The following is a 12,453-nucleotide window of genomic DNA, read 5'->3' as shown; positions in this document are numbered from 1 at the left end:
ATAAAGCGGTATTTACTCTTTTATAAAGTAAACGTCGCTAAAGCCCATACGGGCAAATTCTTGGTCGCGAAAGTTACGAACAGAAGCAGACCCTTTTGAGGTCATTTCTATTTGCTGTACCATGCTTAAGTAATTAGTCAGATCAATACCTTCGGCGGCAGCAATTGCTTGATACATGTCGTGGTATTTATCTTTAGCGAAATTAATCTCGCGCGGTTCGTTTTTATATTTGTAGGTTATTCTACGTGCCATTTTAAGCTCATTTCAATTGAGTGTTGCAGCGATTTTACACTGTATTTAATAACGGCTCTAGCATTGAATGACTTGTTGTAATCGGTAATTAAAATAAAGAGTCAAAAATGAAATTATCAGTAGAGATCAGTAAATACCCACTTCACCAAGATTATATCCCGTTTATTCAGGGCTTTATTGACAGATTAAACGAATACGATGATTTAAAAGTGATTACTAACACGTTATCAACGCAAATTTTTGGTGATTACGATTTAGTAATGCAGGTGTTAAATACCGAAATTAAACGTTCATATGAAGAATTTGGTAAAGCTATTTTTGTATGTAAGTTTCTCTCTGGCGACTTATCGCCTGAATAACCTATAATACCAACCTGCATAAATATTTGATCAATTTAACGAATTAAATTGCACTATAACGTCATTAAAAATTTTTTATTTAGAACAACTAGATACAAAAATTTTTGCCTAGTTCTAGCGTAATTTTCTTAACGTTAAATAGACCCCGTATATAAGCAGATTGGTATAACAATCGGCACAACTAAACGGTAATTGCATAATATGGACTTTTTAACACAAACCTTAAGTGGTTTTACAGCAATGTCGCATTGGGAGTATATTGCGGTAGGGTTGTCGATGGCTTATTTATTATTAGCAATAAAAGAAAGCTTATGGTGTTGGCCTGCGGCATTTTTTAGCACGCTCATTTATACAATAATGTACTGGAATGGCGCATTACTTATGGAGTCGTTACTTAATTTTTATTATATGTATATGGCTGTATTTGGCTGGGTTGTATGGCGTAAAGGCAAAGCTGCAAATTTAAATATTACATCGTGGTCGATAAACCGTCATGCTGTTTTAATTAGTTTAACAACCGTAGCTGCAATTGTTATTGGCTATGTTATGCAAAACTATACGCATGCCGACTTTGCTTACCTTGATAGTTTTACAACGTGTTTTGCTGTAGTAACGACTTACTTAGTTGCTAAAAAAGTCCTTGAAAACTGGCTGTACTGGATTGTAATCGATGCAGCTTCTATGTACTTATATTACGAAAAAGGCTATTACCCAACGCTAGCACTCTTTATATTTTATACCATTATGGCAGCGTGGGGCTTTAAAACCTGGTACGAAGAGTACGAACAAAGCCAAGCTAAGCCTCTAGCACAGCTTTAATCAATGATTGAGCATACCCAGTTAGTAAAAATGTGTAGTGCGTTTATAGAGCCTACAAGCATTGTTTCAAGCGAGCGATTACTTAATGGCTTTAGTAACGATAATTTTTTAATACGTACCGAGCAACAAGGGTATTTGTTAAAGTGTTATAAAAGCCATTGGCCAAGTGACAGCCTTGAAGCGCAGCGCTTTTTAAGTGACTTTAATATATGCCCTGCGCCTATTTGGCTTGATAAAGAAAACGGTCGTGCGGTATTTAATTATATTGAAGGCAAGAGCGCGCAATCGGATATAACGCTTTGCTTTATTAATAAACTTGCTCAAGTGCACAATTACAAAGTGTCTACCGCGCCAATGGATATAGCTAAAGAGCTTCATTTTTATCAAAGCACCCACGTATATACGCAATACAAACCTCAAATAGAGAAGGCACTCAAAGCCGTTGCAGCTATGTCATTTAATGGAGGCTTTTGTCATAACGACTTAGTAAAAGATAACATTATTGTAAATGCTTCAGGCATGTATTTAATTGACTTTGAATATGCACAAACTAACGATGTGTATTTTGATTTGTCAGCCCTTGCAGTGAGCTTTAATCTTAATGAGAGCAGTGAAAGTGCATTGTTAAATAACTATAAAAATAGTATCGATAAAACAAAAACGTTTAATCCTTCAATGGATAAGCTGAATTATTATAAGCTGTTTTTTTTAGTGTTATGTATTGGCTGGTATGAAGAGCGCAGCATAACTAGTAAATCTGTAATGTTACGCGCGCAGCTAACTAAACTCGTTAATAATACTTTTTGTAGATGTTAAAGACCACCAAAGCGCTCGGCGAGCTCTTTGTATTTTGTTACTTCGGCTGTATCAAATTGTGGTTCACCATTTTCATCTTCTGATTTAGCAATTAATAAACTTTCTCTAGAGAGACGTTTTACACGCTCTACTTTTACACCTAAAAATTCAGCAACTTGCTCAGTAGACATTAAACTCATCATTATTTCCTCGTATTAAATCCATCCGCACAGCGACAATCATAGTTTCAATGTTACTAAACCGTTACTGTTTCCTATTCAATAAGAATAAATAGCGTGTTTTTAAGCCATTGTGAAGTGTTTTATTTAAAAGAGTTTAATTAATAAGCATATAAGCTGATGTTACTGGTATTTATTTAAAGATCTCTTTATCATTGCTGATGCTAAAGCACTGATATCGCGAGTTGGTGTGGCGGCAACAAATGTGCTCTCGTGGTGAAATGGATATCACGTGGCCCTCCGGAGGCTAAGTTGTAGGTTCGATCCCTACCGAGAGCGCCATTTGCTTTTACATCTACTAATATTCCCCTCTATATTATCTAGCTTTTCATTAATTACTTTTGTATTTAAAAATGTATTACTGCATAAATTTTGAAATTTTATTGTAAGAACAGCTTTCTAGTTATTTATACAATGCAAAATTGCATTATTCAAAATGTTATCTAACGTTATGTATGCATATACGACGAAATTATAAATGAGGAAAACCGATTCAATGTTAAATAGTCAGTTAGAAATACTCGCTCAAGGACATGCTTATCTTGAAAGTGTAACTAAAGAGGATTATTCGCAAATCGTTGCTCCTAATTTCATTAGTTCAGTTGGGTCACATATGCGCCACATTATCGATCATTACCAATCTTTAATGACGGGCTTTGGTATAAATAATATTGATTACGATAGTCGCCTACGCGGCAGTAATATTGAAAGTAACCCCTGTGAAGCTATAAAAAAAATTGCCGAGATAGCATCGTGGATTGAACAGCTAAGTCCAGATGATTTTAATAAACCGCTGTTACTTTCAAGCGAAGTATCAATTAAAAGTAAAAATGTACAAACTGTAACAACCTCATTAGCACGAGAGCTTATATTTGTAGGAAGCCATGCAGTACATCACTATGCGATGATTTCACAAATTACCTTTGCACAAAAAGCATCATTCGACCAGAACTTTGGGTTAGCACCAAGTACAGCCACTTTTTTGAGAGAAAAAAGCCAACAAAGCCAATTAAAATCACTGCAAAGTTAATATGTGCACTTTAAGTTACTTTCTAACTGATGATGGCTACGAGTTGTTTTTTAATCGTGATGAACAAAAAACGCGAGAAATGGCAATCGCCCCGAGTAAGCACACAGATAACGCAATTTACCCTATCGATCCGCAAGGGGGTGGTACTTGGCTTGGTGTATCGCATTGGGGGCAAACATTAGCTTTATTAAACGATTATCAAAGTGCATTTGATATAACTGCCGTAAAGCACAGCAGAGGCCTCTTAATCCCGCATTTACTAAGCAATAATACCCCTGCATTGTCTCAATTAAAAAATATGGATTTATCGGGTTACGCGCCTTTTAAATTGTGTATTTTTCCGGATAAATTATCGCTAAATAATGGGCACATCGCTTTTGTTCGGTGGGACACAAAAAAATTAATCGATTGCCAAGTTGAATCGCTTGCAACGTCGTCTGGCGTTGAGCTAGAAACAGTTACACAAAAGCGTAAACAACAATTTAAGCAATTTATTGACTTAAGATATCCTGCAAGTGAGCAGTTTTTAGCATTTCATTACAGCAAAGCTGATCAAGGCCAATATGCTGTAAATATGCAAAGAGAAGATGCAATGACAGTCAGTATTAGTCATATTAAAGTTGGTAACACTATACGCTTTAATTATTTTGATAAGCAGTCTCAGCTCATTAGCAGCATTAGTTGTTTAAAAGTGGCTGCAGCTTAACTAAATATTTTTATAGCTGTTACATAACTAAAAAAGTCGACGCAATTAATTGCGTCGACTTTTTTGTTGCTCTATTTTCATCTGCAGTATTAATACAGCAGATGAAAATTATGAGTGATTTATATAATCATCTTTTTTATCACCAAGGTAGAGCTTAAGTAGCTTTTCAGGCGCACTTGGTAGGTGCACACTTAAAAGTAATCCTGGGGTGTGATTAAAGTTACTGTCAATTCCCATACAATGAAATTGAGCGCCTAGCTTATGATATTGCTTTAATAAAATTGGTATGTCTTTTTTGTCTTCTTCTATTCCCATAACCAATGTTGATACATGATCTATGTTTAACGTGTGATCACTAATGAAGTCTTCAAACTCTGGATGAATTTTATTATTAAAAGGCGTATTGGCGCTAACACCTTGTTTATTATTAACCATTGCATGGTCAATAATTGCGACAGAACGAGGGTCGTAAAGCTTACTTAATGAAACAGTGCCATATAAAGTCCTATAACGTGGGTTTTGCGCCATAAACGCACCGATCCCTTTAAATAGCAGTAATAAGCCATGGTAACTGCCTTGATGTTTTTGAACTATAAACGAGCGACCCATTTCCAAGCACGGCTGTTGTTGATTAATAAAAGAGGGTTCAAAATTAAACATTTGCGATAAATAAAGGGCGCTCACGTCGCTATTTTTTTGTAATAAATCAGTTTGTCCAATTCGATAAGCTCCAATGATCTCTTCATTTTTATGATCAAAAATAAATAAATGCATGTAGGTTGCGTCAAACTTATCGGTATCACATGGCTCGCCGCTTCCTTCGTTTAATGTACGAAAGGTTATTTCTCTAAGGCGTGTTATTTCAGCAACACAATTAGGTATTTGATCTTGATAACCGTAATAAACGGAGTAACTTTTAAAGTCTAATAAGTGCTGCTCGCTTGGTAAGCTAGCAAGTTCACTCGTCATTTTTGTTTTATCAACATCCTGCATAATCGCTTTTAGTTGCATTGACTGGGCATCGTCTTGCCAAGGTGTTACAAAGCGTTCATCGTTTAAATAGCAAAGCAGGCGTGCAATATCGTTAATGTCGTCAGTTTTCTCAAATTTATTTAATAACTTGGGTGTAAGTAAATTACCAGCACCTAAATTAATGGACCTTTTTTGAATTTTAAGTAATTCACGTATTAGCATTAATAATCTAAATCGGTAGTAAATACGTCCCAAATTGTAAAACATAGGGCTATTTTGACCACTAATAAACACAGGTAATAAAGGGGCTTGTGTTTTTAAGGCTAGTTGAGCCGCTAAGCGATTCCATTGACCGTCGGTTACACGTTGTTTTTTTGATTGAAAAAACGAAACCCTGCCAGCAGGAAAAACCACAAGTAGGCCATCATTTTTAACATGACTAAAACACTGTTTAATTGCGCTGGTATTAATGGCTGCTTTTGGTTTTAGTGGATTAGCAAAAATAAAATAATCTTTAATTTCTGTAAATATTTTTAAACCAACGTTAGCCATTACTTTAGTATCGCTACGATAATGGGTGAGTAATTTGGCAATTATTACGCCCTCAATCATGCCATAAGGATGGTTACATACTACTATGCAAGGGCCTTGCTTAGGTATTTTGTTAATAACACTTTGTGCGCCAAGTACATTAATACCCAATACATTTAAAAGCTTTTCACTAAACTCCTGCTTATCTAAACCCGATAAATTATTAGAGAGGTATATATCACGCAGTTTATTTATACCTAATAAGCTATCGAGCAGTGGAGCGGCTGCTTTTAATATATGACCCAAAGGCGAGGCTGTGTTTATTGCAGCCACACTTAGGTTTGATACGGGGTGGTTTAGTTTTGTCATATATTAGTACTCTTAAGAATTTAAAGCAGTTGTTATTAAGTGCTGTGTATATTGAGACCGAGGCAAAACAATATTATGTTCAAGAAAGGTTAATAAAGTTCGCTTTTTTATAATGATTAGATAAATTTTATAGCTAAATCACCTGCTTTTTAGTGATAAGCAATTTAGTGTAGTTGAGATGAAAGCGTTTAATTATTAAAAAGTAAAATAATCAGAATTACAATGCAGCTCAAATAGGGCTGTAAATAATGCTTTTAGTTATATATAACTACTTACAACTCAAAAACTAGACTTTTAGGCTTAATTAATGCTATTTAAGGTACATATTCCTTAATAGAAAAATCCCGCCTTTATGCTAATTACTTTGCCCGTATCTGAGCTTACTCCTGGTATGTATGTTGATAGCGTTACTAAGCAACATGAAGGGATCAATAGCATAAAAATTAAGACCAGTGGCTTAGTGCGCGATAGATCTATTATTAAGCGTTTAGTCTCTGAAGGGGTGCTTGAGCTGCTTATAGATTTTGCTAAAGGTGATGCCCCAGTTCCTGCCAAATATAAGCCTCAAAGCAAACCTAAAACATCTAATAGCCAGCAAAAAGCCGAAAAAACACCTATAGCAATCTCAATTGAACAAGAATTTGCTAAAGCGAGTGTCAATTACGATCAGCATGGCCGAAAGCTACAGTCGTTATACGGTGACTTAACATCTGGCCTGAGTGTTAATATAAAAGTGCTTGATGAAATAGCCAGCGAAATAGTCAGCTCAGTTTTTCGTAACGCCAACGCCATGACTATTCTTACTCGTATAAAAGATAAACACAGCTATAACTGGCGGCATATGATCAACTGCGCCATTTTTACCGCTGTATTTACTAAATACTTAGGGTACAAAATGGCTGTTGTGCAAGAGCTTGCCATGGGCGCGTTACTTCATGATTTAGGCCAAGCTAAATTACCGCAGGGTATATTTTCAAAGCCAACTAAGGTTACTAATAATGAGCTCTTAGCGATTAAAAAGCATGTAGCTCAAGGTTTGGGTTTAGTTAAAGGCGAGAAGGGTATAACACCCCTTATGCTTGATATGATAGTGAATCATCATGAGCGCTTAGATGGCTCTGGTTATCCGCGAGGCCTACAGGCAGAGAAGTTAAGTCGTCCAGCGCGTATAATGGCAATTGTAGATGTGTACGATGCAATGACTGCCGATAGAATGCATCAAGATGGTGATGAACCAATCAACGCATTGCGGTACTTATTAGCCAATAAGCAATTGTTTGATGGTGAGTTAGTACAGCGTTTTATAAAGTGTTTAGGGGTTCATCCGGTAGGAACTATTGTAAAATTAACGAATGAACGTTTAGCCTTAGTGCTTGAAGGGAACGTATTAAATCCTATTAAACCTAAAATTAAGCTATTTTATAATGCTAAGCACAATCATCATGTTACACCGAAAGACATCGATTTAAGTGAGCACACCCAAGAGCTTAAAATACTATCAAGTGTTAAGCCCTTAGATTATCAGATTAATTTGTCTCGCCTGCTAAAAGAGCATTTGTTGAACTAGTTTTACTGCATTGCCTTTTTTTAGTTTGTTTTGCAGAAATAAACGCACCCAAAAAGCAATTTCCCATCAGTGTTAACCATAACAAAGTGCCTAGCTCTACGTGCAATGCAAAACAACACAGCGCTAAAGAGATCAACGCATTTAACATTGCCCCTAACCAATAATGGTTTACGGGGTTATCGCATTGTCCTGCTTGGGTACATGCGCAGTAGTTTGCTTTGTAAAAGCAAAACACACTCGCCCCACAAAATATTAGCCCTGTAATAATAAATAAAATGATCACAGTTTTACTTCCATTGCGATTTTATAATGAGTGTAAGTTGCTACTAATTTCAAGTCAATCTAAATGATAATTAATTACATTTAGAGTGTTTACTCTAATACCACACTTCTCATCCGATGAGTTTTAAATAGTTGTTAAAATGTCGTTAAAAAACATGTTTTTTACTGTCTTTTGACGTATTCATAGAGTTTTTTACAAAAAATTAAGGTAGTGTAATCACGTTTTAAATCCTAATAACAACACACATAGTACCCAGACAGTCAGTTTGGTTAAGGACTCAACAATGAAATTTTCTAAAACCCTTATTGCAGCTTCGCTTGCATTTGTTTCAGCTGATAGCTTTGCAGCTGCGTTTCAATTATCAGAGCAAAATGCATCGGGTTTAGGCCGCGCATACGCTGGTGAAGCTTCTATCGCAGACGACGCGTCTGTAGTTGCACGTAACCCTGCACTAATGACTTTATTTAAAGAAAAGCAACTAAGTGTTGCTGCTATTGGCGTAATCCCAGATGTAAGCTTAGAAGGTGAAGGCGCGCCAACTGGTATTGATCAATCTTCATTAGATGACGATAGCATTGCACCAAGTGCAGTGGTACCAGCAGCTTACTTTACTATGCCTTACAACGATAAAGTATCGCTTGGTTTTGGTGCATTTTCTAACTTTGGTTTATCAACAGACTTTGACGATGACTACTCAGCAGGACAGATTGCTGGTAAAACAGAAATCTTCACCGTTAACTTAAATGCAAGCGTTGCTTATAAAGTTACTGAAAAGTTTAGCTATGGTATTGGCTTAAACGTAATTTACGCTGATGCAACTATTGTGCGTCATGCTGGCTCTGGTTTACCATTTGCTTCAAGCACTGAAGTTGTGAACTTGGAAGGTGATGATACAGGTTACGCTTTAAATGTTGGTTTAATGTATCAGCTAGATGATAACAGCCGTTTTGGTTTTAATTATCGTACAGAAACAGATATTACATTCGAAGGTGATTACTCGAATCAAATACCAACAGCTTTTGGTGGATTAAATGGAACTGAATTACCTGGTTCTGTTGAAATAACACTTCCTGCAATAGCTGAATTTTCAGGTTCTCATCAGTTAGATGAAAAACTTGGTCTTCATTACAGTATTTTATGGACAGGTTGGAGTAGCTTTGATTCATTAGAAGCACAAGTTACAGCTCCAACTGGCGATAAATTTAGCGCATTTAATAAAGATGAAAGCTTCTCTGATTCATACCGTTTCGCTGTTGGTTCAGATTACCAATATAACGAAGATTTATTACTTCGTGCTGGTGTAGCATTTGATCAGTCTCCAGTATCACAAGATCACCTGTCGATCTCTATCCCAGATACAGATCGTTTTTGGTTCTCATTCGGTGGTAACTACACAATTGATCAAAGCTCTAACGTTGATCTTGGTGTAAGTATTATCCGTGGTAAAACTCAGAACTTTGAAGAAGATGGATTTGAGTTTGAGTCAGAAGGTAATGCAGTACTTATTGGCGCTCAGTACAACTACAAGTTTTAATGTAGAAGTGTCTTGTGGTTAATCACAGGGCACAAAAAAGCCGCTCACTTTAATTAAAGTGAGCGGCTTTTTTAATGCCTATTAAATAGTGTTAATAGGCATAATAACTAAAATTATAAGCTTTCTATTTTAGTTTTTTGCTCAAGTAGCTTAGTTTTAGCATCGCTAAATTCAGCCAGTTTTGCATTTTCTTTAGCAAGTACCGCTTCAGGTGCGTTGTTTACAAACTTTTCGTTAGCAAGTTTGTTTTGTACTTGTGCTAGGCCTTTTTCTGCTTTTTCGAGTTGCTTATTAATACGCGAAAGCTCGGCTTCCACATCAATTAAGCCCGCCATTGGGATCATGATCTCAAGGTTGCCAACATAAGACGTTGCACATGCTGGTGCATCGTCTTTGTTTTCAAGCATTGTAAACTCTTCAATTTTTGCAAGTGATGCTAAAAATGATTTGTTTTCTTCAATACGGCGCATGTCGTCACTTGATGCATTAGCAAGTAATACGCTAAGCGGTTTACTTGGACTAATATCCATTTCACCACGAATATTACGAATAGATAAAATGAATTGTTTAACCCACTCTAAATCTTCCATTGCTTTAGCATCAACGCTTGCTTCGTTGTATACAGGGAACGGCTGAACCATAATACTGGTGTTCTCTGTTTCAAGGCCTGCAAGTGGTGCAACACGTTGCCAAATAGTTTCAGTGATGTATGGCATCATTGGATGCATTAAACGCAGTAAACTTTCAAGTACCGTTATTAGCGTATGGCGTGTACCACGTTGCTGCGCTTCATTACCTTTAAACAGTACTGGCTTAGTTAGTTCTAAGTACCAATCACAAAATTGGTTCCATGTGAATTCGTAAAGCGTGTTAGCAGCTAAGTCAAAGCGGTAGTTATCTAGGTGTTCTGTGTAGGTTTTAACTGTTGCTTCATATTGACCTAAAATCCAACGGTCAGCTAATGAGAACTCTTTATCTGTTAATACAGTATCTACATTACTTCCTAGCCCAGTAAAACCACAATCTAGCTCTTCTGTGTTCATTAGTACGTAACGGCTCGCGTTCCATAATTTATTACAGAAGTTACGGTAACCTTCAAGGCGGTTCATATCCCAGTTTATATCACGACCGGTTGATGCCATTGCCGCAAGGGTAAAGCGAAGGGCGTCTGTACCGTGTGCTTCAATACCGCCAGCAAATACTTTACGCGTATCTTTTTCGATTTTAGCGGCAAGTTTTGGCTGCATCATGTTGCCAGTACGCTTTTGTACTAGGTCTTCAAGCTCAATGCCGTCAATCATGTCTAGTGGGTCAAGTACGTTACCTTTTGACTTAGACATTTTATCGCCGTTGTCATCACGTATTAAGCCGGTTACATACACGGTTTTAAACGGCACTTGTGGTTTGCCATTTTCGTCTTTTACAAAGTGCAGCGTCATCATAATCATGCGCGCAACCCAGAAGAAAATAATATCAAACCCCGTTACCAACACGTCAGACGGGTGGAAGGTTTTTAAATCATCGGTATTTTCAGGCCAACCTTGCGTTGAGAACGTCCAAAGCGCTGATGAGAACCACGTATCAAGTACGTCTTCGTCTTGGCTAAGCGTTACGCTATCTGCAATGTTGTTTTCACGGCGTACTTCAGCTTCGTCGCGACCAACAAATACGTTGCCTTCATTGTCGTACCAAGCTGGGATGCGGTGACCCCACCAAAGCTGGCGTGAAATACACCAATCTTGTACGTCGTTCATCCACGAAAAATACATGTTTTCGTATTGCTTAGGCACAAATTGAATGTCGCCGTTTTTAACTGCGTCTTTTGCAGGTTCTGCAAGTGGTGCAACACGTACATACCATTGGTCGGTAAGTAGTGGCTCAATTACCACACCAGAGCGGTCGCCATAAGGAACGGTTAAACCATGATCTTCAATTTTTTCAAGTAAGCCAAGTTCTTCAAATTCTGCCACAATTGCTTTACGCGCTGCAAAACGATCAAGCCCGCGCAAGCGCTCAGGAATTGGCGCATCAAACTCAAGCTCTTTACCGTCAAAGGTGTATGTTTCACCTTGGGTAAGAATAGCTGCGTCTTTATCGAAAATGTTGATCATCGGCATTTGATGACGCTTGCCCACTTCGTTATCATTAAAGTCGTGCGCTGGGGTTATTTTTACACAGCCCGTGCCTTTATCTTTATCGGCATGTTCGTCAGCAACAATTTTAATACGACGATTAACGATAGGTAATAAAATCTCTTTACCGATTAAATCTATGTAGCGTTCGTCATCAGGGTTTACTGCAACACCTGAGTCGCCAAGCATAGTTTCTGGACGGGTAGTTGCTACTACAATGTAGTCTTTTCCATCTTGCGTTGTAACGCCATCAGCCAGTGGGTAACGTAAGTTCCACATGTGGCCTTTTTTGTCTTTGTTTTCAACTTCAAGATCAGAAATAGCCGTGTGTAATTTAGGATCCCAGTTTACTAGGCGTTTACCACGGTAAATTAGGTTTTCTTTGTGAAGGCGTACAAACACTTCTTTAACAGCTTCAGATAAACCATCATCCATGGTAAAGCGTTCACGATCCCAATCAACCGATGCGCCAAGGCGACGAAGCTGCTTGGTAATAGTGCCGCCCGATTCTTTTTTCCATTCCCAGATTTTATTAATAAAATCTTCGCGGCCTAAATCGTGGCGTGTTTTGCCTTCTTCGGCATGCAGTTTACGCTCAACTAACATTTGCGTTGCAATACCTGCGTGGTCAGTACCTACTTGCCATAATGTGTTGTTACCTTGCATACGTTTAAAACGCGTTAGGGTATCCATTATTGTATCTTGGAAGGCGTGGCCCATGTGTAAGCTACCAGTGACATTTGGCGGCGGGATCATAATTGAATATGGTACGCCTTTGCCAGATGGCTTAAAGTAGCCTTTTTGTTCCCAGTCTTGATATAGAGACTGTTCAATATCTTGCGGATTGTAGGTTTTATCCATTACA

12 protein-coding genes and 1 tRNA gene are annotated in these 12,453 nt (G+C 37.6%); 8 read left to right on the top strand and 5 right to left on the bottom strand.

Going from position 1 to position 12,453, the window contains the following annotated elements; translation table 11 throughout:
• Positions 1 to 12: 12 nt before the first annotated feature.
• A complete protein-coding gene (locus I6F66_RS14970) occupies positions 13 to 252 on the bottom strand; it encodes a DUF2960 domain-containing protein (protein WP_007587305.1) in 240 nt (79 codons plus the stop codon).
• Between the two features lie 107 nt (positions 253 to 359).
• Here I6F66_RS14970 and I6F66_RS14965 point away from each other — a divergent pair, with 107 nt between their 5' ends.
• The 3 genes from I6F66_RS14965 to I6F66_RS14955 all read left to right on the top strand — a co-directional run bounded on the left by I6F66_RS14965 (position 360) and on the right by I6F66_RS14955 (position 2,246).
• Positions 360 to 611 (top strand): hypothetical protein, encoded by a 252-nt coding sequence (locus I6F66_RS14965; RefSeq protein WP_007587304.1) that lies wholly within the window; start codon positions 360 to 362, stop codon positions 609 to 611.
• Positions 612 to 812: 201 nt separating this feature from the next.
• Positions 813 to 1,430 (top strand): nicotinamide riboside transporter PnuC, encoded by a 618-nt coding sequence (gene pnuC / locus I6F66_RS14960; RefSeq protein WP_007587303.1) that lies wholly within the window; start codon positions 813 to 815, stop codon positions 1,428 to 1,430.
• A gap of 3 nt (positions 1,431 to 1,433) precedes the next feature.
• Positions 1,434 to 2,246 (top strand): phosphotransferase, encoded by an 813-nt coding sequence (locus I6F66_RS14955; RefSeq protein WP_165727260.1) that lies wholly within the window; start codon positions 1,434 to 1,436, stop codon positions 2,244 to 2,246.
• Here I6F66_RS14955 and I6F66_RS14950 read toward each other — a convergent pair.
• On the bottom strand, positions 2,243 to 2,425 hold the full coding sequence (locus I6F66_RS14950; protein ID WP_007587299.1) for a hypothetical protein: 183 nt from the start codon (positions 2,423 to 2,425) through the stop codon (positions 2,243 to 2,245). The two genes, I6F66_RS14955 and I6F66_RS14950, sit on opposite strands and share 4 nt — an antisense overlap.
• Positions 2,426 to 2,671: 246 nt before the next feature.
• Between I6F66_RS14950 and I6F66_RS14945 the strand changes: the two genes are divergently transcribed.
• The 3 genes from I6F66_RS14945 to I6F66_RS14935 all read left to right on the top strand — a co-directional run bounded on the left by I6F66_RS14945 (position 2,672) and on the right by I6F66_RS14935 (position 4,200).
• Positions 2,672 to 2,746: transfer RNA gene (locus I6F66_RS14945), tRNA-Arg, on the top strand.
• A 214-nt stretch (positions 2,747 to 2,960) separates the two neighbouring features.
• Positions 2,961 to 3,494 carry a DinB family protein gene (locus I6F66_RS14940; protein ID WP_165727261.1) on the top strand — a complete coding sequence of 178 codons (534 nt, stop codon included), beginning with the start codon at positions 2,961 to 2,963 and terminating at the stop codon, positions 3,492 to 3,494.
• Between the two features lies 1 nt (position 3,495).
• Entirely contained in the window at positions 3,496 to 4,200 is a 705-nt protein-coding gene (locus tag I6F66_RS14935; RefSeq protein WP_197119240.1) for an NRDE family protein, read from the top strand.
• Between the two features lie 108 nt (positions 4,201 to 4,308).
• On the opposite strand, the gene I6F66_RS14930 is transcribed toward I6F66_RS14935, so the two are convergent.
• Positions 4,309 to 6,072 carry a lysophospholipid acyltransferase family protein gene (locus I6F66_RS14930; protein ID WP_165727263.1) on the bottom strand — a complete coding sequence of 588 codons (1,764 nt, stop codon included), beginning with the start codon at positions 6,070 to 6,072 and terminating at the stop codon, positions 4,309 to 4,311.
• A 352-nt stretch (positions 6,073 to 6,424) separates the two neighbouring features.
• Here I6F66_RS14930 and I6F66_RS14925 point away from each other — a divergent pair, with 352 nt between their 5' ends.
• Complete coding sequence (locus I6F66_RS14925; RefSeq protein ID WP_197119239.1) at positions 6,425 to 7,639, top strand: HD domain-containing phosphohydrolase; 1,215 nt, start codon at positions 6,425 to 6,427, stop codon at positions 7,637 to 7,639.
• Here the strand turns inward: I6F66_RS14925 and I6F66_RS22580 are convergent.
• Positions 7,599 to 7,922 carry a hypothetical protein gene (locus I6F66_RS22580; RefSeq protein ID WP_024592106.1) on the bottom strand — a complete coding sequence of 108 codons (324 nt, stop codon included), beginning with the start codon at positions 7,920 to 7,922 and terminating at the stop codon, positions 7,599 to 7,601. The genes I6F66_RS14925 and I6F66_RS22580 overlap by 41 nt on opposite strands.
• A gap of 283 nt (positions 7,923 to 8,205) precedes the next feature.
• Between I6F66_RS22580 and I6F66_RS14920 the strand changes: the two genes are divergently transcribed.
• Positions 8,206 to 9,456 (top strand): outer membrane protein transport protein, encoded by a 1,251-nt coding sequence (locus tag I6F66_RS14920; protein WP_024592249.1) that lies wholly within the window; start codon positions 8,206 to 8,208, stop codon positions 9,454 to 9,456.
• 113 nt (positions 9,457 to 9,569) lie between these two features.
• Here I6F66_RS14920 and I6F66_RS14915 read toward each other — a convergent pair whose 3' ends face one another.
• Positions 9,570 to 12,449 carry a valine--tRNA ligase gene (locus tag I6F66_RS14915; protein WP_165739949.1) on the bottom strand — a complete coding sequence of 960 codons (2,880 nt, stop codon included), beginning with the start codon at positions 12,447 to 12,449 and terminating at the stop codon, positions 9,570 to 9,572.
• Positions 12,450 to 12,453 lie beyond the last annotated feature (4 nt).

The sequence above is a fragment of the Pseudoalteromonas sp. NZS100_1 genome (assembly GCF_015864285.1).
In the GTDB taxonomy this organism is placed as follows: Bacteria; Pseudomonadota; Gammaproteobacteria; order Enterobacterales; family Alteromonadaceae; genus Pseudoalteromonas; species Pseudoalteromonas arctica.
The sequence above is the reverse complement of the archived record's forward strand: the minus strand, read 5'-3'. Positions and strand labels throughout refer to the sequence as shown.

What these genes read in the sequence shown, in the direction of transcription:
- I6F66_RS14950 (WP_007587299.1), bottom strand. Translation starts at nt 2,425, where the DNA reads ATGAGTTTAATGTCTACTGAGCAAGTTGCTGAATTTTTAGGTGTAAAA.
- I6F66_RS14930 (WP_165727263.1), bottom strand. Translation starts at nt 6,072, where the DNA reads ATGACAAAACTAAACCACCCCGTATCAAACCTAAGTGTGGCTGCAATA.
- I6F66_RS14925 (WP_197119239.1), top strand. Translation starts at nt 6,425, where the DNA reads ATGCTAATTACTTTGCCCGTATCTGAGCTTACTCCTGGTATGTATGTT.
- I6F66_RS14940 (WP_165727261.1), top strand. Translation starts at nt 2,961, where the DNA reads ATGTTAAATAGTCAGTTAGAAATACTCGCTCAAGGACATGCTTATCTT.
- I6F66_RS14965 (WP_007587304.1), top strand. Translation starts at nt 360, where the DNA reads ATGAAATTATCAGTAGAGATCAGTAAATACCCACTTCACCAAGATTAT.
- I6F66_RS14955 (WP_165727260.1), top strand. Translation starts at nt 1,434, where the DNA reads ATGATTGAGCATACCCAGTTAGTAAAAATGTGTAGTGCGTTTATAGAG.
- pnuC (WP_007587303.1), top strand. Translation starts at nt 813, where the DNA reads ATGGACTTTTTAACACAAACCTTAAGTGGTTTTACAGCAATGTCGCAT.
- I6F66_RS14970 (WP_007587305.1), bottom strand. Translation starts at nt 252, where the DNA reads ATGGCACGTAGAATAACCTACAAATATAAAAACGAACCGCGCGAGATT.
- I6F66_RS14935 (WP_197119240.1), top strand. Translation starts at nt 3,496, where the DNA reads ATGTGCACTTTAAGTTACTTTCTAACTGATGATGGCTACGAGTTGTTT.
- I6F66_RS14920 (WP_024592249.1), top strand. Translation starts at nt 8,206, where the DNA reads ATGAAATTTTCTAAAACCCTTATTGCAGCTTCGCTTGCATTTGTTTCA.
- I6F66_RS14915 (WP_165739949.1), bottom strand. Translation starts at nt 12,449, where the DNA reads ATGGATAAAACCTACAATCCGCAAGATATTGAACAGTCTCTATATCAA.